Source organism: Paenibacillus sp. MABNR03 (assembly GCF_050455445.1).
GTDB lineage: Bacteria > Bacillota > Bacilli > Paenibacillales > Paenibacillaceae > Paenibacillus > Paenibacillus xylanilyticus.
On record NZ_JBCIYR010000002.1, the window covers coordinates 1,108,184 to 1,129,736 of the forward strand.

The 21,553-nt window shown below is 46.9% G+C and carries 24 protein-coding genes and 1 riboswitch; of the genes, 21 read left to right on the forward strand and 3 right to left on the reverse strand.

The features are described 5' to 3' along the window. The first annotated feature begins 25 nt into the window (after window positions 1-25). From AAIH57_RS13850 to AAIH57_RS13865, 4 genes are all read left to right on the forward strand, one after another. Window positions 26-2,392 (forward strand): endonuclease MutS2, encoded by a 2,367-nt coding sequence (locus tag AAIH57_RS13850; protein WP_430022000.1) that lies wholly within the window; start codon window positions 26-28, stop codon window positions 2,390-2,392. A gap of 114 nt (window positions 2,393-2,506) precedes the next feature. Next, a complete protein-coding gene (locus tag AAIH57_RS13855; RefSeq protein WP_175399851.1) occupies window positions 2,507-2,884 on the forward strand; it encodes a DUF350 domain-containing protein in 378 nt (125 codons plus the stop codon). Between the two features lie 125 nt (window positions 2,885-3,009). Then, window positions 3,010-3,573, forward strand: a complete 564-nt coding sequence (locus tag AAIH57_RS13860) for a hypothetical protein (protein ID WP_430022001.1) — start codon at window positions 3,010-3,012, stop codon at window positions 3,571-3,573. 122 nt (window positions 3,574-3,695) lie between these two features. Continuing rightward, complete coding sequence (locus tag AAIH57_RS13865; RefSeq protein WP_175399512.1) at window positions 3,696-4,895, forward strand: MFS transporter; 1,200 nt, start codon at window positions 3,696-3,698, stop codon at window positions 4,893-4,895. A gap of 80 nt (window positions 4,896-4,975) precedes the next feature. Here AAIH57_RS13865 and AAIH57_RS13870 read toward each other — a convergent pair whose 3' ends face one another. Beyond that, the gene (locus tag AAIH57_RS13870; protein ID WP_430022002.1) at window positions 4,976-6,196 is read right to left on the reverse strand and encodes an NAD(P)/FAD-dependent oxidoreductase; all 1,221 of its coding nucleotides are present in this window, start codon (window positions 6,194-6,196) and stop codon (window positions 4,976-4,978) included. A gap of 98 nt (window positions 6,197-6,294) precedes the next feature. Between AAIH57_RS13870 and AAIH57_RS13875 the strand changes: the two genes are divergently transcribed. From AAIH57_RS13875 to AAIH57_RS13905, 7 genes are all read left to right on the forward strand, one after another. After that, window positions 6,295-6,528 (forward strand): hypothetical protein, encoded by a 234-nt coding sequence (locus AAIH57_RS13875; RefSeq protein WP_430022003.1) that lies wholly within the window; start codon window positions 6,295-6,297, stop codon window positions 6,526-6,528. 33 nt (window positions 6,529-6,561) lie between these two features. Continuing rightward, entirely contained in the window at window positions 6,562-6,957 is a 396-nt protein-coding gene (locus AAIH57_RS13880; RefSeq protein WP_430022004.1) for a spore coat protein, read from the forward strand. A gap of 146 nt (window positions 6,958-7,103) precedes the next feature. Then, window positions 7,104-7,604, forward strand: a complete 501-nt coding sequence (locus AAIH57_RS13885) for an Lrp/AsnC family transcriptional regulator (RefSeq protein ID WP_095288304.1) — start codon at window positions 7,104-7,106, stop codon at window positions 7,602-7,604. Between the two features lie 13 nt (window positions 7,605-7,617). Next, on the forward strand, window positions 7,618-8,826 hold the full coding sequence (locus tag AAIH57_RS13890) for an aminotransferase class I/II-fold pyridoxal phosphate-dependent enzyme (RefSeq protein ID WP_413034309.1): 1,209 nt from the start codon (window positions 7,618-7,620) through the stop codon (window positions 8,824-8,826). A 222-nt stretch (window positions 8,827-9,048) separates the two neighbouring features. Continuing rightward, on the forward strand, window positions 9,049-9,237 hold the full coding sequence (locus AAIH57_RS13895; protein WP_312884395.1) for an aspartyl-phosphate phosphatase Spo0E family protein: 189 nt from the start codon (window positions 9,049-9,051) through the stop codon (window positions 9,235-9,237). Between the two features lie 158 nt (window positions 9,238-9,395). Next, a complete protein-coding gene (locus AAIH57_RS13900; protein WP_175399517.1) occupies window positions 9,396-9,947 on the forward strand; it encodes a hypothetical protein in 552 nt (183 codons plus the stop codon). A 36-nt stretch (window positions 9,948-9,983) separates the two neighbouring features. Then, window positions 9,984-10,520 carry a bifunctional adenosylcobinamide kinase/adenosylcobinamide-phosphate guanylyltransferase gene (locus tag AAIH57_RS13905; protein ID WP_430022005.1) on the forward strand — a complete coding sequence of 179 codons (537 nt, stop codon included), beginning with the start codon at window positions 9,984-9,986 and terminating at the stop codon, window positions 10,518-10,520. 120 nt (window positions 10,521-10,640) lie between these two features. Here AAIH57_RS13905 and AAIH57_RS13910 read toward each other — a convergent pair whose 3' ends face one another. Further along, window positions 10,641-11,252: a DedA family protein gene (locus AAIH57_RS13910; protein WP_175399519.1), complete on the reverse strand. Its 612-nt coding sequence runs from the start codon at window positions 11,250-11,252 to the stop codon at window positions 10,641-10,643. A 236-nt stretch (window positions 11,253-11,488) separates the two neighbouring features. On the opposite strand from AAIH57_RS13910, the gene AAIH57_RS13915 reads away from it, so the two are divergent. From AAIH57_RS13915 to AAIH57_RS13950, 8 genes are all read left to right on the forward strand, one after another. Next, window positions 11,489-12,064 (forward strand): cob(I)yrinic acid a,c-diamide adenosyltransferase, encoded by a 576-nt coding sequence (locus AAIH57_RS13915; RefSeq protein ID WP_175399520.1) that lies wholly within the window; start codon window positions 11,489-11,491, stop codon window positions 12,062-12,064. Then, entirely contained in the window at window positions 12,061-13,047 is a 987-nt protein-coding gene (locus AAIH57_RS13920; protein ID WP_430022006.1) for an RluA family pseudouridine synthase, read from the forward strand. The genes AAIH57_RS13915 and AAIH57_RS13920 overlap by 4 nt, the downstream gene beginning before the upstream one ends. A gap of 134 nt (window positions 13,048-13,181) precedes the next feature. Continuing rightward, complete coding sequence (locus AAIH57_RS13925) at window positions 13,182-13,547, forward strand: arsenate reductase family protein (protein WP_430022007.1); 366 nt, start codon at window positions 13,182-13,184, stop codon at window positions 13,545-13,547. Window positions 13,548-13,913: 366 nt separating this feature from the next. Further along, a complete protein-coding gene (locus AAIH57_RS13930) occupies window positions 13,914-14,807 on the forward strand; it encodes a 5'-3' exonuclease (protein WP_175399523.1) in 894 nt (297 codons plus the stop codon). A gap of 5 nt (window positions 14,808-14,812) precedes the next feature. Beyond that, window positions 14,813-15,919, forward strand: a complete 1,107-nt coding sequence (locus AAIH57_RS13935; RefSeq protein ID WP_430022008.1) for a phosphodiester glycosidase family protein — start codon at window positions 14,813-14,815, stop codon at window positions 15,917-15,919. Window positions 15,920-15,951: 32 nt separating this feature from the next. Continuing rightward, complete coding sequence (locus tag AAIH57_RS13940) at window positions 15,952-16,641, forward strand: MOSC domain-containing protein (RefSeq protein ID WP_430022009.1); 690 nt, start codon at window positions 15,952-15,954, stop codon at window positions 16,639-16,641. A 72-nt stretch (window positions 16,642-16,713) separates the two neighbouring features. Beyond that, entirely contained in the window at window positions 16,714-17,592 is an 879-nt protein-coding gene (locus tag AAIH57_RS13945) for an ROK family protein (RefSeq protein ID WP_217506637.1), read from the forward strand. 180 nt (window positions 17,593-17,772) lie between these two features. Further along, entirely contained in the window at window positions 17,773-18,774 is a 1,002-nt protein-coding gene (locus AAIH57_RS13950; RefSeq protein WP_430022010.1) for an HRDC domain-containing protein, read from the forward strand. 101 nt (window positions 18,775-18,875) lie between these two features. On the opposite strand, the gene corA is transcribed toward AAIH57_RS13950, so the two are convergent. Then, window positions 18,876-19,811, reverse strand: a complete 936-nt coding sequence (gene corA, locus AAIH57_RS13955; RefSeq protein ID WP_175399527.1) for a magnesium/cobalt transporter CorA — start codon at window positions 19,809-19,811, stop codon at window positions 18,876-18,878. Window positions 19,812-19,860: 49 nt separating this feature from the next. Here corA and AAIH57_RS13960 point away from each other — a divergent pair, with 49 nt between their 5' ends. Then, entirely contained in the window at window positions 19,861-20,004 is a 144-nt protein-coding gene (locus AAIH57_RS13960; RefSeq protein WP_430022011.1) for a hypothetical protein, read from the forward strand. Between the two features lie 261 nt (window positions 20,005-20,265). Continuing rightward, window positions 20,266-20,391, forward strand: a riboswitch (SAM riboswitch). Between the two features lie 231 nt (window positions 20,392-20,622). After that, window positions 20,623-21,540, forward strand: a complete 918-nt coding sequence (metA, locus tag AAIH57_RS13965; protein ID WP_175399529.1) for a homoserine O-acetyltransferase MetA — start codon at window positions 20,623-20,625, stop codon at window positions 21,538-21,540. Window positions 21,541-21,553: the final 13 nt, after the last annotated feature.

Below are 21,553 nucleotides of genomic sequence, written 5' to 3' on the forward strand. Positions count from 1 at the left end.
ATATAGTTTGGAAGGAGTTGTACACTTGGACACGAAAATTTTACACACACTGGAATACCGCAAAATTTTAAATACATTACAAAGCTATGCACAGACGACCATGGGAAAAAAGAAAGCGGAACAATTGGAACCCATCAGTGAGTTGGAAGAAGTAAAAAGATTACTCCAGCAAACGGATGAAGCATTCACATATGACCGTCTGAAAGGTTCACCTTCTTTTGGAGGCATTGTGGACATCACGGCATCCGTGAAACGAGCCGAAATCGGAGGAACCCTGAATCCGCATGAACTTCTTGGAATTTCCAATACAACTTTGGCAGCTCGCCGCTTGAAGCGGCAAATCGCGGCCCTTCATGAAGATGAAAAGATTGACTCATTGTTTTTTATCAGCGATCAACTGTCGGAGCAAAAGGCGCTTGAAGACGCCATTCGTGTCTGTATTGATGACAACGCTGAAGTTGCAGACAGCGCGAGTGTAACACTTGCACAGATTCGGCGTGAGCTTCGGGGCGGGGAATCGAGAATTCGCGAAAAGCTGGATTCCATGATTCGTTCCTCTACGGTGTCCAAGATGCTTCAGGATCAGCTGATCACCATTCGTGGAGATCGATTCGTCATCCCGGTAAAAGCGGAATATCGTTCTTACTTTGGCGGGATCGTGCACGATCAATCCGGTTCAGGAGCAACATTGTTTATAGAGCCTGAGTCCATCGTAGCGATGAACAACAAATTGCGTGAGACCCGAATTCGGGAAGAACGCGAAATTGAAGTGATTCTGCAGAAATTGACGGCACTTGTCAGCGAGCAGGCTGAATGGCTGTTATATGACGTCGATTTGCTGGGATCTCTGGATTTTATCTTTGCCAAAGCGCGGCATGCCCGTGAACTGAAAGCCACGTTGCCTCGTATGAATGACCGTGGATTTATCAAGCTCAAAAAAGGACGTCATCCGCTAATCGCCATCGAAAACGTGGTACCGACCGACATTGAACTGGGCAATGATTATACATCCATTATTGTGACGGGGCCGAATACGGGTGGTAAAACAGTAACACTCAAAACGATTGGTTTGCTAAGCCTCATGGCAATGTCCGGTCTGTTTGTTCCTGCCGAAGATGGCAGTCAGCTTTGTGTGTTTGACGCAATCTATGCCGATATTGGAGACGAGCAGAGTATTGAGCAGAACCTAAGTACGTTCTCCAGTCATATGACGAATATCATTCGAATTCTGAAAAATATGACGACAAAAAGTCTGGTGCTGCTTGACGAGCTCGGCGCAGGAACAGACCCCGCCGAGGGATCGGCACTGGCCATCTCCATTCTGGAGCATATGCATCAAACAGGATGCCGCATGGTGGCAACAACGCATTACAGTGAGCTGAAAGCTTATGCATATGAACGTAAAGGTGTCATTAACGCCAGCATGGAGTTTGACGTGAATACACTGAGCCCGACATATCGTCTATTGGTAGGCGTTCCGGGACGAAGTAATGCGTTTGCCATTGCTGAACGTCTTGGTTTGCCAGGATATATTTTGGACTATGCTCGTGGCGAGGTGAAGGAAGAGGATCAGCGTGTGGAACACATGATTGCTTCCCTGGAAGAGAACCGGCTTACAGCGGAACAGGAACGGGAAAATGCCGAGCGACTGCGTCGGGATATGGAGAAATTGCGCAGTCGTCATCAATCCGAGCTGGAGAAGCTGGAACAGCAGCGTGAACGCCGGATTGAAAAAGCAGAGGAAGATGCTCGCAATATTGTGGACAAGGCCAGAGCGGAAGCAGAAAAAATTATTGCGGATCTGCGTCAGCTCGCGATGGAAGAAGGCGCATCCGTAAAAGAGCATAAACTGATTGCTGCCCGTAAACAACTGGATGAAGCCGAGCCGGAGAAACGCAAGAAAACAGTGAAACGCACAGGGTCTGCATCCAAAACCCGGGCTATCGGCCCAGGCGATGAAGTGCATGTGTACAGTTTGAACCAAAAAGGTCATGTCGTCGAATTGTCCGGCAGCAAAGAAGCGGTTGTGCAGTTGGGTATCATGAAAATGAAAGTATCTCTGGAGGATCTGGAACTGAAGCAATCTGCGCCTGAAGCGAAGGTCAAACAGAAACCAGTCACTGGCATGAAGCGCACACGTGACGATAATGTGAAGAGTGAATTGGATCTACGGGGAACCAACTTGGAAGAAGCATTGATGGAGACGGACCGTTTTATCGATGAAGCATTCCTGGCGAATCTGGGTCAAATTTACATCATTCACGGTAAAGGAACAGGAATTTTGCGTTCCGGTATTCAGGATTATCTCCGTAAGCATAAACATATTAAAAGTTACCGGCTGGGCAACTATGGAGAAGGCGGAAACGGCGTAACCGTTGCAGAACTGGAATAGCCGGACCATGAAACAACGATGTTCCATTGCCAGTGGTGAGAGGGGCAGTGGAACAGGGAAGGGGAACAGTGAGTGAAAGGGACGATTGACCAATTGCTGTCTCATCCCTTGGGGATGGTACTCGGTTTTTTCTCGGTAGCCATCATGGAGCTGCTTGTTTTTCTGGCTTGTTTTGAACTTGTAACCAAATACAAATGTTGGGATGAGATCAAGAAAGGCAATGTGGCTGTTGCCATGGCAACGGGAGGCAAGATCTTTGGAATCTGCAACGTGCTTCGATTCTGCATTCAGGCCAAGTCTTCTGTGTATGAAGCGATGACATGGTCTTTTGTAGGCTTTGTTCTTCTGCTCATTGCCTACTTTCTGTTCGAGTTTTTGACACCCGTCTTCTCGATAGACAAGGAAATTGCGCGAGATAATCGGGCAGTTGGTTTAATATCCATGATTATTTCCGTCTCGTTGTCATTTGTAATCGGCGCGAGCATCATGTAGGGGGACCTGGCATGAAAATATTGATACGGATTTTGTTTGCGGCATCTATTGTGTTTTTTGCTATCGGTGTCATTTATGTCATGAACACCTGACAGGAAGATTGTATAAAGAAAGGTTGATCTAATTTGGAAACAACAGTATGTCCATGGTGCCACACTGAAATCGTATGGGATGAGGAATTGGGACCTGAAGAAGAATGTCCGTATTGCCACAATGAACTGAAGGGTTACCGTACGCTGAACATTAACATCGGAGATGAAGAAGATGATGAAGCAGACGATATTTACGATGTAGATGATGTTCAAGACCGTGACCAGACCTCTGATATTGCTGCATTGTGGGGAGATGAGGTAGAGCTGAAATTGCCTGAACTGCGTACCTTAACCAAATATGCAGATGAGGGCAACGATCTGATCCAATATGAAGAAGGTGTGGAAAAACAGCTTGACCTGCAGGAAGAAGTGCCGGAATGTCCACATTGCCGCGAATTCATGATTCTCGCTGGCACACAAACCTCCAAACCGGACACGTTCACACCTGTTGCCAATGCAGTTTCACGGGAAGATTCCCTGCTGGACGCACCGTTCACGGTTCAGATGTATGTATGCTCCGGATGTTTCCAAGTGCAATATAGTCTGTCCGAAGACGATCGGCTGCGTCTCATTCAAAATCTGAGCGCCAAGAAGTAATTTCCACTCCATTAAAAATGAATTATTCCTGAGATTCATCATGTTTTTCCTCTGCTTGGGGTAGGTTAACCTTAAGACCTGCCTGCGAAGTGCTGACTTCAAGTGGAATAAGGAGGGAGCAGATGAAGATATCTCTGGGCCGACAATCCATTCTGCTTCTGGGCGTGAATGGATTGTTTGTGTTAGCCGGAGCTTTGTCGGGAACGTTTCTGAATGTATATTTGTGGAAGAGTCGTCCAGACTATGCCATGCTCGGATGGTTTACGATAAGTCAGCAGCTTGCCCTTGGATTGACATTTTGGTTAGCCGGTAAATGGGTGAAGGAACATAATAAAATGAGTGCACTGCGGCTGGGCACAGCATTATCTGGCACATTCTATATGCTTGTTCTATGGGCCGGTCCAAAAGCGGTGGATTGGATATGGCCACTCGGTATATTGCTTGGATGTGCTTTGGGTTTATTCTGGATCGCCTTTAATGTGGTGTACTTTGAAGTGACCGACCGGGAAAACCGGGACCTGTTCAATGGATGGGTGGGATTGCTGGGCTCCATGACAGGAATTATTGGTCCATGGTTCTCGGGTTTGATTATTTCAAAGATGGTGGATAACTCAGGTTATCGGCTCATTTTTACCGTCTCACTCATAATTTATGTGATTGCAGTGGTCTTCAGCTTTTTTCTGAAAAAAAGAAAAGTCAGCGGTACCTACCGCTGGTCGGAACCCTGGCAGCAGTTATCCCGCTCAGGGAGTGAATGGAGGCCTCTTGGACTGGGATTGGTTGCCCAGGGGGTAAGGGAGGGCGTGTTTGCCTTTCTAATCGCGCTGCTCGTTTATGTAGCCACGGAGCAGGAATACAAGCTGGGTCAATTCTCATTGATTACATCCGCCGTAGCCTTGGTCAGTTATTGGATGGCAGGCAAGTGGTTCAAACCGCATTATAGATCCAAAGGGATGTTGACGGGGGCCATAATTCTATTTGTCGTTCTGCTTCCCTTAATCTGGAAAGTAAGCTATGGCACACTATTAATTATGGGAATTGGTTCAGCGCTCGCCATGCCGTTATACATGCTGCCCATGATTGCGGCAGGATTCGACTTGATGGGCATGAGCGGCGAAAATGTGGAGAAAAGGGTTGAACTTGTCGTATTAAGGGAGCTTTGCTTGATGACAGGGCGCTTGTCTGGTCTAGCTGTATTTATCCTCATCGTGATGAATGGTCCCTCCCTTCAGATGCTAACCTGGCTGATTGTGGTTTTAGGTGCTTTCCCGCTGATCGGCTGGATCTTTATGCGTAAAATGCTAACTCAAACACAGCAGTAACATTGCTGTCCCATCAGATTATCAGAATAAAAGAAGGTGCAGAAACAGGAAGGGATTCCTGATCTGCACCTTTTTTCATTTTACACAGGAGAAGGTTTATTGGTTCTGGTTAATGAGAACAACTCCATGTCCTCGTTCTTGCCCATAGTAATGACATCTGCAAGAATGGATGCGGCAATCATGCTGTATATCGTACCGTTGCCTCCATAACCTTCAATAAAATAACAATTGGGGTAATCGGGGTGCGGACCGACAAAAGGGAGTCCATCATGGGTGCTGCCAAATACAGCTTCCCAAGCATAATCCATTTTCAGATCTGGCAGTGGGAAGTAGTCAGCTATTTTATGCAATAGAGTCTCACCCTTATTTCTGGCTCTAATGGCACGTTGGTCTTCATGTGGAATTTCCTCATCAAGTCCCCCGGCAATAATTCTGCCGTCGGGGGTTGTTCGCATGTATAAATAAGGGCGAGCCGTTTCCCATATCAAGCTACGTTTATACCAGCTGCTGAGATCCTTCAGTGGTTTGGTTGCAATAGCATAAGTGCTCTGCAGGTAGGCTCCGCGGTCATTCTTAATCTCCTGTGTCTCGTATCCTGTTGAAAAAATGACCTGCTTGGCACGGATTGTCCCACTAGGCGTGTAACAGACGACACCGTCTTCATCATAATCACAATGGATCATCTCGGTCCGTTCGTAGATCCGGGCACCCTTACTGTAAGCAGATTGAAGCAAGCCGTGCACCAGCCTGAAGGGATTAACTTCCGCATCTCCATTGGTGAACAATGCGATCGGCTTGCTAAAAGGGAAGTGGGTGCTGATTTTGTCCCGATTCCACATCTCCACATCGAACCCGTAGGTTTTGAGCGTGTGGTACTCCTCTTCCAAAAGAGCAACATCTTCTTCGCTGCTTGCACAATACAAACTTGTACGGGGGATATACCATGGGTCAATCTCCAAACTGAAGGCCATGTCCTCCAGCTGCTGCAGGGCAATACGGCACAATTCATAAAATCGTACCCCACGTCGTTCTCCAAAGGTATGTATGCAGGAGGTGAGCGTCTTGTCGTTGGAGTATTGCAGCAGTCCCAAGTTGGCCATGCTGCTCCCATGGCCGATCTCTCTCTTATCAATGACTACCGTGCGCAATCCTCTTTCTGTCATAAGTTTGGCAGACAGGGCACCTCCCATGCCACCCCCGATAATGAGACAATCACAGATGATCTCACCTTCGAGAACCGGATAGTTGAAATGGGGTTGGAAAGTAGTAGACCAAAACGTATTGCCATTTATAAGTTCCATAATGAAATCACCTCAATTGAATGTTAAATAAGTATACTTTCGCAGGACAAGGTAAAAATAAACTCGCATAAACTTTAGATTAAGGAGGAAGACGATACATGCAAAATACACAAATGCAAGCACTTAGCCCCAAAGAACTGAACTATATTGCAGACTCGATCTCCAATGAAGAAATGCTGATCAAACAGTGTGCAGCAACAGCTTCTATCTCACATAACCCGCAAATCCAGCAGGCTCTTAACCAGTATGTTCGCACACATGAACAGCATCTAAGTACACTCGTCAATGTGCTTCAGCAGCATCAGTCCATTGCGCCTACACAAGCTCAATAGTCCCGGAAATCTAAACACATAGGAGGAAATCGCATGTACTCTCAATCTTTGTCATCTGGTGGGAATTTTATGCAGGAACAGGACCTGTTGAAGTCGATTCTTGCTGATTTAAGACGAACTTCGCGTGAATACACAACAGCAACGACAGAATCTTCCTGCCCGGTGACCCGCAGAATGTTTACAGACCTGACGAACAGTACCCTTAGATTGCAGGGGGAATTGTTTCATCTGATGCAGCAGAACAACATGTACTCGGCCTCTTCGAAGGCCACTCGAAGCGAATTAGACAAGACGGTTCAGTCAGCACAACAAACGCAGCAAAAGTGCCATCAGTTCATTCAGGAAAAGAATACGCAAGCCAGTCCATACAGTCAGGCACCTAATGTGCCTCAGCATCAACCCAATTATGGTAACCCTTATTACATGTAACCTTTTTAAGCTCAAGTTTTTATGGACCATACCACCGCTTGCCTGAATTCAGGGCAGGCGGTTTTTGTCTTTGCATGGACGTTAAATTCATGTAATATAAGTATTAATTCATTTTCAGGAACCTGGATGACGCTGGAGGGAAAGTCATGAAAGATTTGAACGATCTGCAATTAAAAGTTCTGGATCTGCTGAAGGAAGACGCAAGAAGGTCTCCGGCGCTGCTGTCTACACTGCTGGGGGAGTCTGAAGACAAGATCAAGAACGCTGTGGCCCAGCTTGAACAGGATCACGTTATTGTAAAGTATGCAACCGTGGTTAACTGGAGCAAAATTGACGATGAGAAAGTAACAGCCCTGATTGAAGTACAGATCACACCGGAACGTGGTCGTGGTTTTGAGGGCATCGCCGAACGAATTTATCTATATCCGCAAGTGAAATCAGTTTATCTCATGTCAGGTGCATACGATCTGCTCGTAGAAGTGGAAGGTGGCAACCTGCGTGAAGTCGCTAACTTTGTATCGGAGAAACTGTCACCGATTGATTCTGTGCTTTCGACCAAAACGAATTTTATTCTAAAAAAATATAAGCAGGACGGGATCATTTTTGAAGACCATCAGGAAGATAACCGTCTCATGATCTCGCCGTAAAGGAAGATGTGTCATGATAGTGAATGAACAGACAACAGGGAACAACAAGAAGATGACCTCGTATCTGGCACCTCTGGTTCAACAGATACCCCCATCCGGGATTCGCAAGTTTTTCGACCTGGTGGGTGACAACAAGGATATTATTACACTGGGTGTTGGTGAACCCGACTTCGTTACACCTTGGCATATGCGTGAAGCTTGTGTATACTCCCTCGAAAGAGGCATGACAAGTTATACATCGAATGCAGGGATGCCCAAGTTGAGAGAAGCCATCAGTAATTACCTGGATACTCAATTCGATACCAAGTATGATCCCAAGGATGAGATTATTGTTACGGTTGGCGGCAGTGAGGCCATTGACCTTGCGCTGCGTGCTTTAATCGTGCCTGGAGACGAAATTCTGATTCCGGAGCCTTCATACGTGGCCTATTCTCCCATTGCTTCCATAGGCGGAGGAGTTCCTGTGGGTGTTGAAACCTATGCGAAAGATCAATTTAAATTGACTGCCGAGGCACTTGAAGCAGGCATTACGCCGAAGTCCAAAGTTGTGATTTTATGTTATCCGAGCAATCCGACGGGGGCCATCATGACGTACGAAGACTGGCTGCCGATTGCAGAAGTCATCAAGAAGCATGATCTCATCGTCATTGCTGATGAAATTTATGCAGAACTGACGTATACACAAAAACATGTCAGCTTCGCATCAATTCCGGATATGAAGGAACGGACCATTCTTGTGAGCGGCTTCTCAAAGGCATTTGCCATGACAGGCTGGCGGATCGGTTACATGTGCGGTCATCCTGAACTTATCGCAGCTATGTTAAAGATTCACCAGTATACTGTAATGTGTGCTCCAGCTATGGGGCAGGTCGCAGCGCTTGAAGCGTTAACGAATGGGCTGGGGGAGAAGGACCGAATGGTGGAGTCCTATAATCAGCGCAGACGTCTTATTGTACAGGGGTTCCGTGATATTGGCCTGGATTGTCACGAACCTCAGGGAGCGTTCTATGCATTCCCTAGCATTCAGAAAACAGGTCTCAACTCTGATCTTTTTGCAGAGCGACTCTTAACCGAAAATAAGGTGGCTGCTGTGCCTGGGAACGTGTTTGGCCCTCAGGGAGAAGGTTTTCTGCGCTGTTCTTATGCCACTTCAGTGACCCAACTGAACGAAGCATTGGAACGAATCGGAAATTTTGTTTACAAACTGCAAAAAGAGGGTTAATAGGAAGTAGAATCATTTTGCAAATGTGTCCATTTTATAATTTAGAAAAAAATAACTTTCATTTACAAAATATTGTGATATAATTTCAATTTGAAATATGTTTTTCATATATTTGGAAACTAATTTTCCAAGGAGGGGTTGGCATTGTTTTGTGTTGAATATGATTTACCGACTAATCGTGGGCATTATCTGGCTGAGAGCGATCATGGCGACCGGTGGTCGGTGAGACCGGATCACGAATCTTTGCATGACATTTCCTTGGAAGATGAGATCCATATCCTTCGTCGCAAGATGGAACAGATTTTCCTGGAGGAGAAATCCTTTACTTCGGAAATTGTGATTGAAATCAGCAGCTTGCTGGATCTGAAGATTAATGAATATATGAAAGCTAACCCGATTAAAGGAAGATAAATTGCTGTTAACGAAAACGTTACCCATATGAAATGCAGAGAAGACCCTGACGGGTCTTTTTTTTGATATGGTTATGGAATCTCTTAAATGAACGGGTTATTTTTTTGCGTGGAACAATTGTGATATATTGTACTTAGGAGACTAAAGGGGGAACTGGAATGAAGAGATTTTGGGGGCTAACAGCAATCGTTTCATTGATTTTTCTGCTTGCTGGATGTGGTGGGAAGGACGGATTTACCATTTTCATCATTGATAATCAAGGTAATCCATCCGTAATCTCGGAGCAGTTACAGGCCAATTTGCAGCAGAAACTGGGTGAGGAGCCGAAAGTTGAAGTCATTTCGAGTGCAATGTACGATGTCCAGAAAATCATGGTTGAGTACGCAGCAGGGAGTCATGATATTTTCATCCTGCCGGAAGCAGACATGAAACAATACGGGAGCAACGGCTCCAATATCCCGCTTGATGATACATTTGATCCAGAGAAGTATAAACGTGGTGTGTTTGACGGTGGAGTTCTTGTTGAGCAGGGTCAAGGAGATGACGGTACTGACATTAAGAAGGAATCACATCTCTATGGTATCCCGCTGGAAGAGATGCAAATGTTCAAGGATCTGGATTATGCCGCTCAAAATCTGTTCGCTACCATTCCGCTATCGGCAGCCAATGTCGAAGATTCCAAAAAAGTGCTGAAGGCGCTGACAGAATAGCGTAATACAGCATGGTAACTGAAGGAGGGGAGCGGATTGCTGATTACGGTCACTGGCGGTATAGGGAGTGGTAAAACCAGGTTTGCCCTGGGTTTCGCAGCCCAAATCAGCCGGGAAGGAATCTATTTATCCACAGGCGATCATGATCCGGTGATTCCGGAACTGCCATCCGCTCATTATCGAGCCATTTCAGCCGGCAACGGTCATCATCTGACAGAGGTCATTCACCAGATCAATCGGGAATCGAATCTGTTTCTGGCTGATCAGCGAATAGTTATCGTAGACAGCCTGACCTCATGGATGGCTGCCGGGTTTAGAGCAACGGATGATCTGGATCAACAACGCGTACATACACAACAGCTGCTTGATGCCTTGCTATCTTATCAAGGCAAGCTGCTGGTCATTACTAATGAAATGCATGGTGCTCTGTATCCATCGGAAAAGGAACGTATCTTTGCAGCGAGGATGGCTTCGGTGAACCGTGCGCTCCAGGCCCACTCGGAACGCATGTATATGGTAGTATCTGGACTGGCGATTGATCTGAAAGATCAAGAAATGCGTTACGATGAGTAAAAGGGAATTGGATGAAAGAGATGTACAAGCATACAAAAGCCTCCGTACCACAATTGTGGTCGGAGGCTTATTTTATCTACGTAGTGTAAAATTACAATCGATTGTTGTGATGAACGATCTCTATTTACTTTTTTTCATACGTCTGATCCACCAGATGATGCAGCCAATAAGGATGATGGCGAGCAGCGCATAGACCACCAGAGAATAGACGTCCATAAAGTGCAAAATATTCTCCCAAGAAGCGCCAAGTGCAGCCCCGACCGAGACCAGAATAATATTCCAAGCGAGTGTCCCGATGGTTGTGAAGAGCACGAACAAACCGAATTTCATGTTGGACATGCCTGCAGGAATCGAGATGAGACTGCGAACAAGAGGTACCATGCGGCAAAATAATACAGTCCACATTCCATATTTGTCAAACCATGCATCGACACGGTGAATATCCTCTTTTTTGATTCGCAAAATATGTCCCCAGCGATCTACAATTTTCTCCAGACGATTCACGTCAATCAGAAGTCCGATACCATAGAGAATCATAGCACCCAGCACAGAACCAATGGTAGCTGCAATGATTACACCGGGAAGGGTAAGGCTGGTGTACGTTGTCATGAATCCGCCGAAAGGCAAAATAATTTCCGATGGAATGGGAGGAAATACGTTTTCTAGTGCAATAATGAGTGCTATGCCTATGTAGCCGTATTGTTCCATGAAATCGGTTATCCAGTTTTGCATAATCGTCTCCTCTACTTTTGATTTACCTGAATTTGACGTATACTCGGGCAGAGTACGCCAATTCATATATACGTGCAAAGGGTACAACCGGTTTCTGAAAAAAATGCATTTCCGTAACCATCTGAGGTCAAGTATACTGGTTAAGTTGAAGTTAGAAGGCATGAATACAAAAATGAACCGAATTAACCTAATGTTCTGCCATGTGAATTAAAATTAAACGTTTGGAGGGATGGCAAATGGGCATCTATACACGAACAGGTGATGAAGGACAAACTTCGGTCATCGGTGGACGGGTTATCAAAGATGATGACCGGGTGGAAGCTTATGGCACTATAGATGAGTTGAATTGTTTTGTCGGCCAGGCGATCAGTCTGATTGATGATGCAGAGGGGAAATTCGAGGATTTGCGCGAACATTTGCTGGAGGTACAGCAGGAATTGTTTGATTGCGGGTCGGATCTGGCATTTGTGAAAATTAGCGAAACCAAGTACAAGGTACGGGATGACATGGTTACCCGGCTTGAACAATGGATAGACCAGTACGATGCAGAGAACCCCAAAGTGGAACGGTTTATTATCCCTGGCGGCAGTCCGCTGTCTTCAGCACTTCATGTATGCCGTACGGTATGCCGCCGTGCAGAACGCCGTGCCGTAACATTGGGGCAGCATACAGATATTAATCCTTCGGTACGTCGTTATTTGAACCGCCTGTCGGATTATTTTTTCGTTGTAGCACGGACCGCCAATGCCAGACAGCAGGTGTCGGATATTGAATATGTACGGAGCAAAAAAGTGTTCCGCCGCAAAGAATGAGCGGATATTATTCGCCAATCGTCTACACGATTCCTGAACAGGAAGATGGCTGGCTGCTGAAAACCGTGCTTCAGCGTCGGCTGCAGGTGTCACGCAAGCTCTTATCAAGGCTTAAGCTCACGGAGCAGGGAGTCATGTTAAATGGAGAACGCGTGTATATCAGCGTCAAAGTATCCGCAGGCGATGTACTGGAGATTCGAATGGAACAGGAGGAATCCGATGACATTCTGCCAGAGTCCATTCCTTTTACCATTTTGTACGAAGATGAGCATCTGCTCATTGTTAACAAGGATGCCGGCGTAATTGTGCATCCGACACATGGACATTATACAGGGACACTAGCCAATGGGGTTGTTCATTACTGGAAGTCCAAGGGAGAGCGTTTCCGCTTTAGGCCTATTCATCGATTGGATCAGGAGACATCCGGGGTACTGGCCATTGCCAAAAATCCGTACGTGCACCAGCATGTGTCTGAACAAATGATCGCAGGAACGGTGGAGAAAAAGTATATCGCTTTTGTCCATGGATCCCCAGTTCCTGAGCAGGGTTCCATTGATGGTGCCATCGACCGTGATCCGGAGGAGCCCCATCGACGTATTGTCACGCCTGACGGTTACGCAGCGAGAACACTATACACCACGATAACAAGGTGGGCTGGTGGGACTGCAAGTGCGGTAAACCTGAAGCTGGAGAGCGGCAGAACCCATCAGATTCGTGTACATATGACGTCTGTCGGATGTCCGCTGATCGGCGATCGAATGTACAAGACACTACCTGCAGATGAGATTGATGAGCAGACGGCTGCATTGCGAGAAGAACGGGACTTGTGGATCAATCGCCAGGCATTGCATGCCTGCGAGCTGTCGTTTGTACATCCCCTTACACAGGAACGCATGACGTTCCATGCACCGCTTCCTGCAGATATGGCTGCACTGGAGAAGCGTTTGAATGATGAGGCAGCTCCCCGAGAAGAGTTGGAGTAGTTTTCGAATCTATGGTTTTAATCATTTTTAGACGTATTGCGATGGTATCGATTTGGAGTGACTTTTGAATTTGCGAAGCAAACCAAGGGAAGCGAGAAATCAAAACCGGAGCAGCTCTAGGAGGAACATTTGTAATGGGTAATCTGAAAGTATACCAGTATGCCAAATGCGGCACATGCCGCAAAGCTGTAAAATGGCTTGAAGCTCAAGGACATGAGCTGGAGTTAATCCCCATTTTCGACACACCGCCATCCGAAGCCGAATTAACCGATCTCATTCAGAAGAGCGGACTTGAAGTGAAGAAGTTTTTTAATACAAGTGGTGAGGTGTATAAGGAGCAGCAATTGAAGGACAAGCTGCCTGGCATGTCTGCAGAAGAACAGATTCGTCTGCTCTCTTCCAATGGTCGTCTGATTAAACGTCCAATTGTTACGGATGGAGAAAAGGTGACTGTGGGATTCAAGGAAGATACGTATGAACAGGAATGGACCAACGCATAAATAAGGACCGATTAGTGTGTTTGTCCGATTCTATATGAAGTGGCAATACCAGCCCTGAATTGTTCAAAATTCAGGGCTTTTTTGGCTGAACGATGCTTGGCGGAACTATGCTATAATGATAGAATTAGTTTCGATATTTTATTTGCTATATAAGTTGAATTTAACATTTACATGGGAACGGAAAGTGCAGAACCAATCTGGAGAAGCGGAGCGTTCGCCTTTATCCCCTGATTTTTCCCTTTGGAGAAGGGATTCAAAAAAATCAGGGGATAACAGTGATCGGAAGATGGTACTGCAATTGGAGTGGTCTAGTGTAATTCGTTAGTTTGAGTTATATAGAACCAGGATAGGAGAGAACAAAATCAAGTGAATCAACGTAATGAACCTACTTTGTTGCTGGTAGACGGTATGGCGGTGTTGTTCCGGGCATTCTACGCGACATCTGCAAGCGGATATATCAGACGTACAAAGGCAGGATTGCCAACCAACGCGGTATACGGATTTATCCGTTATTTCTGGGATGCGGTTCAGACTTTCGGACCAAGTCATGTGGTATGCTGCTGGGATATGGGAGGCAAGACGTTTCGCGGTGAAGAATATGCGGCATACAAAGGCAATCGCCCAGAAGCACCGAATGATTTGATTCCCCAGTTTGCACTGATCCGTGAGGTTATGGACAGCCTGGGTATTCCAAATATTGGAGCAGAGGGATATGAAGCCGATGATTGCATCGGTACACTGGCCAAGTATTACACCGAGCAGACCGAGATGAACGTGATGGTGCTGACCGGTGACCACGATATGCTGCAGCTGATCAATGACCGCACAAGCATTATTATTATGAAAAAGGGTCATGGCAACTACATGGTATACACCCCTGAATCTCTCATGGCAGAGAAGCAGCTGACACCTCGTCAAGTGATTGATATGAAGGGTCTGATGGGAGATGCAAGTGACAATTATCCGGGTGTACGTGGTATTGGTGAGAAAACGGCTCTGAAGCTTGTGCAGGAATACGGCTCTATTGAGGGAATCCTGGATAATCTGGATAAGCTGACACCTTCGGTGCGCAGCAAGATCGAGAACGATCTCGACATGCTGCACCTGTCCCGCAAACTGGCAGAGATTCACTGCGCTGTTCCGGTTGCCTGTGCACTGGATGTATGTGAATTGCGTCTTGATCCGGATATGGTGATGGACAAGTTTGAACAACTTGAGATGAAGAGCCTGGGCTCTTGGATGGGAGTGGCAATAGGGTGAGCAACATGCAGACAAAACGGGCCGGTAGAAAGTGGTGGACAGGGGCTATGGCCCTCGTCCTGGCTTTGCCGGTATTACTATCAGGCGCAGTAAGCGCTCCGCAAACAGCTGATGCAAAAGCGGCAATCGGCACCAAAGTACAGAAAGTAAAAGCAGCAGGACGAAATTTCACCGTACAAACGGTAAGCATTCCCAAAGGAACACCGGTGACTGTAGGATTAGCCAAAAAACAGGTGGGTCAAACGGCCACACTGCCTTCAATTGTGAAAGCTTATGGCGCCCAAGCTGCCATTAACGGCGCTTTTTTTGAAGCTTACAATGGAGCACCAGATCCTTACGGCATGTTAATAGCAAATGGAAAAGTTATACATATTGGACGATACGGAACAACGATTGGTTTTAAGGAAGATGGTACAGCCATTATGGATTCACTCCAGGTAAGTCTTACAGGCAAAGTTACCGATTCAACAGGTAAATCACGCAGCTGGTATGCAACATTCATCAACCGTACGCCTTCCGCGAGTGCGAGCATTTCCATGCTGTACACCCCCGAACGCGGCCCAAAGGTCGGATTTAAAGGCGGTATTGCGGTTGTGATGGAAAAAGGGATTGTCACCAAAAAAGTGGCGAATAACAATGTGGCGATTCCGAAGAACGGGTCTGTATTGGTCTTCACGGGCAATCAGAAATCCTCTGCCGACCGCTTCACCGTAGGTTCAACAGTGGAAATGAATTATAAGTATACCAATGCAGCAGGCAAAGAAATCCCTTGGCAGGATGTGGTTACTGCCGTTGGTGCTGGCCCCCGTCTGGTGAAAGACGGTAAAATCGCCGTGAATCCAACAAGCGAAGGCTTCAAGGATACCAAAATTCTGAATGCCTCGGGGGCCAGAAGCGGGATTGCCATCATGGCAGACGGTTCGATCATGCTGGCAACCGTTTCGGGAGCGACAATCAAAGAGTGGGCGGCAGTCATGCAGAAGCTGGGTGCCAAGCAGGCGATGAATCTGGATGGTGGTGCATCCTCAGGGATGTATGCGGGTGGTAAGATGCTGACATCACCAGGGCGTCTGTTAAGTAATACACTTGTTTTTGGTGGCTCAGTCCGTTAAAGAACAGTTTATGAATGGGAGGTATGAAGCAGATGACACTCACACCTGATCAACAGCCAGCGGAGCAGGATACAGCTGTTCTTGCCATCAACGTGGGACAGCCTCAGCCCCTGTCTGGCCAGAAGCGTGAAGTGCTCAGCGGCATTGTGAAACATCCCGTATCCGGCCCGGTTTTCCTGTCATTCACTGGAATGACGGGAGATGCCCAGGCGGATCTGGAGAATCACGGGGGACCGGATAAGGCTGTTTGTGTATACGATTACAGTCGATATTCTGTGCTCGAACAACTGATGAATCGCAAGCTGGACTGGGGAGCCTTTGGTGAAAATTTGACGGTTAAAGGGTGTCCTGAGGATCAAGTACGGATTGGTGATGTATTTGAATTTGGTGGAGCCGCGGTACAGATTAGCCAGCCAAGACAACCCTGCTTCAAGCTCGCTGCCCGGTATGATTTCAAAGAGCTGCCTGTATATTTTCAGGAGAGCGGCTATACCGGATTTTATTTTCGTGTGCTGCAGGAGGGGGAAGTGGCACCTGCCTCTGCATTGCGGCGAATCCGCACCAATCCTGCATCCATGACTGTTCTTGAAGCCAACCGAATCATGCATCAGGGGAGGAAGGATGCTGCGGGAATGGGTGCACTACTGGCCATTCCAGAGCTGTCAGATAGCTGGAGGCAGACGTTATTGAAACGTTTGGACAAGCTGGAGAGCGGGCAATAGTTCTTCACCATACCATCGTCCAGAAACAAAAAAATGAATTCCATTTTAAACTAACTTGGGAGTGTGACTAACTTGACGATTTTAGGCGCAATTGAAGCTGGAGGAACCAAATTTGTATGTGGTATCGGTACAGAAAATGGAGAGGTGCTTGAACGGGTAAGCTTTCCTACAACGACACCGGAAGAAACGATGGCGCAAGTTATCGCATTTTTTGAAGGCAAGGGGATCGAAGCCTTGGGTGTAGGCTCTTTTGGCCCGATTGACCCGATTGAAGGAAGTCCTACGTATGGTTACATTACAACTACACCGAAGCCTCATTGGGGTCAGTATGATCTCATTGGTAAACTCAAGGAACATTTTGATGTGCCGATGACATTTGATACGGATGTGAACGGGGCGGCGCTCGGCGAAGCGACCTGGGGAGCAGCACAGGGGCTTGAGAGCTGCCTGTATATTACTGTTGGAACAGGGATCGGTGCTGGAGCCGTTGTAGGCGGCAAAATGGTGCATGGTTTGTCTCACCCTGAGATGGGTCATATTATTGTGCGCAGACATCCTGAGGATACATATGAAGGCTTCTGTCCGTACCATGGGGATTGTCTGGAAGGCCTTGCAGCTGGCCCGGCGATCAACAAACGTTGGGAGCAGCCAGCATACGAACTGCCCGCAGATCACAAAGCCTGGGAGATTGAAGCTCACTATCTGGCACACGCACTCATGAATTATGTACTAATTCTCTCTCCGCAAAAAATTGTAATGGGTGGCGGTGTGATGAAGCAGGAGCATCTTTTCCCTATGGTACGCAGCAAATTGCAGGAGCTGTTGGCTGGATATGTTCAGCACCCTGCTCTTCACTCCGGAATCGACGAGTATGTTGTTCCGCCAGGTCTGGGCGATAACGCCGGACTGTGCGGCTCGCTGGCTTTGGCAAAATTGGCATTGATCAAGTAAATACTTTTCACAAATGGTTGACGAATTTTTCCATTGTGGTAAGATATGAGCAACAGCATAATACGGTTAATGAGGAAGCACCTCTCTTGCATGAATTTGCAGGAGAGGTGTTTTTTTGTTGCCTGAAGGCGGCTCATTTAACTGTGAATAGCTGCAATATTGAGGAGGGGAAGGAAACCAATGGAAGTTATTTTTATGAACAGATTATCCAAATTGTCCGGTCAGCATGAAGAACACGCTCAGTTATGGATTGGCGAGGAAGAAGGTGCCTGGCACCTTGGGTGGAGTCGTTATGAGGAAGGGGATCGAGAAGACAGCAGCTGGTATGAGGGGAGCTCATGGGATGAACTGCTGCATATTTACCGCCACCAGTTGGCGATCCAGATGAGCGAAGGATATCGTCCACTGATTCAGGGACTCTTTCACGAAAGTGAGGATTTAAAGTCACGCAGTTATGGGGGACAGCGTCTCCATTGTTATAGTGAACGTTATGGGAATGAAGAGCTGTATGCAGATCTGTGCACATGGCGTAGAAGGAGAGCCGCAGCTGACCGGAAGGCGCCCTATTTTATTGCAACGAATCGTTTGCTGCGCATGATCAGCGCATTTGTTCCACAAACGATGGATGAGCTGATGCAGTTACCGGGTGTTGGGGAGAGCAAGGCAAATGAATATGGGCAGGAGTGGATGGAGCTTACGAGCGGGGTAGAACGTACGACCGCATTTCCTCTCGATTGGGTACAGTCTGTTTTGTCCGAAGATGAATATGAGAGCTGGTTATACAAACAGAAAGAGCAGAAATACAAGCAGGAGCTGGACAAGTTCACCACCCGCAAGCAGGTGCTTGAGGGCATGAAGGAAGGATACACGCTTGAAGAGATTGTGAATCGCTCCGGATTGTCCCGCAGGGAGCTAATCGAACTGCTGGAGTCACTTGATCTGGAAGGCTATGAAACGGATAGTCTTTTGGACGCGGAACTCGCGGTCATGCCCGAACAGGAGCAGGAGGCCGTTTGGAATGCATACGAAGAACTAGGAGATAGCTTCCTGAAACCCGTATTACATAAAGTTTATGGTGGAGATAAGCCAGGTGGAGGTAATCTGGAGCAGGTATATGAGAGATTGCGCATGATACGCATTCGGTTCCGGAGACATGCAGAGGCGGAGCGGAATGCTGGATAAGAACCAAAGATAGAGTGACAAAGGTTACGCAAAAGCCAAAAAAGACGAAGCAGTCTCTCCCTGAAAAGGAGCGCTTCGTCTTTCTATTTGGTACGTTCAGTTCAGATCCAATCTTTTTTACGGAAAATAAAGAACATGCTTAAGCCCAGGGTTACCATCAGGCCAATGACGACAAAATATCCATACTTCCAGTCCAGCTCAGGCATGTTCGTGAAGTTCATCCCGTAGATCCCGGTGATGACCGTCAGGGGCATGAACACCGTTGTAATGGCGGTAAACACACGCATGATTTCATTCGCCCGGTTGGCGATACTGGATTGGTAAGCTTCTCGCAAGTTCCCCATCAGGTCCCGATAGGTCTCAAATGTCTCGGATATTTTCACGGCATTCTCATAGATGTCACTGAAGTACTTTTGCAGTTGATCATCGATCAGCCGCAAGTCTTTTTTATTGAGCGTATTAATAACCTCTTTTTGAGGCCCCAGCACCTTTTTGAGCCACAGAATCTCACTGCGCAGCCCGATAATTTCATTCAGATGGGATTTCTTGGTGTGCATCAGAATATCTTCTTCGAGCTTCTCGATGCGTGCTTCAATCCGGTCTCCGACCGTAAAGTAGTTATCCACAATCAAGTCGACCAGCAGATACAGGAGACGATCGGGTGTACTGACTTCCTGTTCCCACAGAATTGGCTTCAATGTACGAAGTTCGCTGACTTTCTGCTTCGTCACACTGATGATAAAATGTCTGCCAAGAAACAGGTTGACGGCACGTAAAAAGATCTCTTCATCATCAAAACGAATACTGTTGATTACAATAAAATAATGGCTCTCATAAATTTCAATCTTCGGGCGCTGTTCTTCATCACTCAAACAGTCCTCTACAGCCAGATCATGCATCATAAACAGCGGTTGAAGCACCGCCAGATCATCCACGTCTGCATCGATCCAGTAAAATCCCTCTGCTGGTGGCGTCAGCGCCTGCTGGATATCGTCCACCGGGATAAATACACCGTTGTTTACCAACCGGATTTTCATCGTTCATCCACTCCTTCTGCACCCGCCAAACAGGCGGATTTTCATCAATATGGGCGCAAAAAGAACAGATCAGCCGGTCGGCAGCGGAGCCTGGAGGTCAGGACTGCGTTCGCTCTATAATCAAACGGAAGTAACGTCCCGCTGCCGGCATGCTGATGTCAATTCTCTATGCAGTTTGTCGGAATACGGCTGACAGTCAGGCCTCGGGTCGCCATCCATTGAATATGTCACCTCTCACATAAGGGTATGCAACACTTGTTTAGTATACCGCTGGTACATGGTGCTTTCAAGCGCAAAAATGTGTCTATTTCGCGCCCTGAAGCAGTGTATGACAGCGAGAGACAAACGGTTCCGGCCTACATGAACAGACACAAAACTACATGCTTGACGTGAGAGGATTAATGTTTTAAAGTAGACGGTGAACCACACTAAGCACACAATTGAATATGGCGAAATCTTATCAAGAGTAGGTGGAGGGACTGGCCCGATGAAACCCGGCAACCGGCGGTATACCGCACGGTGCTAATTCTTGCAGCGACTAAGTGTCCAAGGAGACACTGTTGTAACTGAGAGATGAGAGAGGCGCATATCTATTTACATATGACCTTTCTCGGAATCCGAGAAAGGTCTTTGTTATATGCACCGACTTCTCAGCACTGATTTTCGCTACGAAACTTGAGTTTGTCACATGTGAGGGTTTCAATTCCAACCATCCCTGTAGACAAGCTCATGGCTGCCTAACGCTGAATTGACGCGAACACATCAAGCCAGCGGGCTGCATCTATCTATGCACAAGGAGGAGTTGTACATCATGCCAATCAAAATACCAGACACATTGCCTGCCAAGGAAGTCCTTGCAGGAGAGAACATTTTTGTCATGGACGAGACACATGCTTATCAGCAGGATATTCGTCCACTACGCATTGCTATATTAAACCTGATGCCTACCAAAGAAACGACAGAAACCCAGCTGCTGCGTCTCGTGGGGAACACCCCGATTCAAGTGGATATCGTCCTGGTACATCCCAAATCGCATACGTCGAAGAACACGTCACAGGAGTATCTGAATCTTTTCTACAAAACCTTTGACGAGATTGAACATCGCCGTTTTGACGGGATGATCATTACAGGTGCACCGGTGGAGCAGATGGATTTCGAAGACGTCAATTATTGGAAGGAAATTCAGGAAATCTTCGAGTGGACTAAAACCAATGTGACTTCGACCATGCATATATGTTGGGCTTCCCAGGCTGGACTGTACCATCATTTTGATGTACCTAAGGTCGCGCTGGATGAGAAGTGCTTTGGCGTATTTCCACATACGATCAACAAATCTCATGTGCCGCTGCTGCGTGGGTTTGATGAAGTGTTTAACGTTCCTCATTCCCGTCACACTGAAGTGCGGCGTGAGGATATTGAGAAAAACGAAAAGCTCGAAATTTTGGCTGAATCAGAGGAAGCAGGCATCTTCCTGGTTGCAACCAAAGACGGCAAGCAAATTTTTGTGACAGGGCATGCAGAGTATGATCCATTGTCTCTGAAATGGGAATATGACCGTGATGCATCCAAAGGATTGGATATCGCCTTGCCAAAGCACTATTTTCCAAACGACGATCCATCCCGTGTTCCTCCGGCAACCTGGCGGGCACATGCAAACTTATTATTCTCTAATTGGCTCAATTACTATGTGTACCAGGAAACGCCTTACGACATTGGCCCGCAAATCTAATCGAGATTACAGG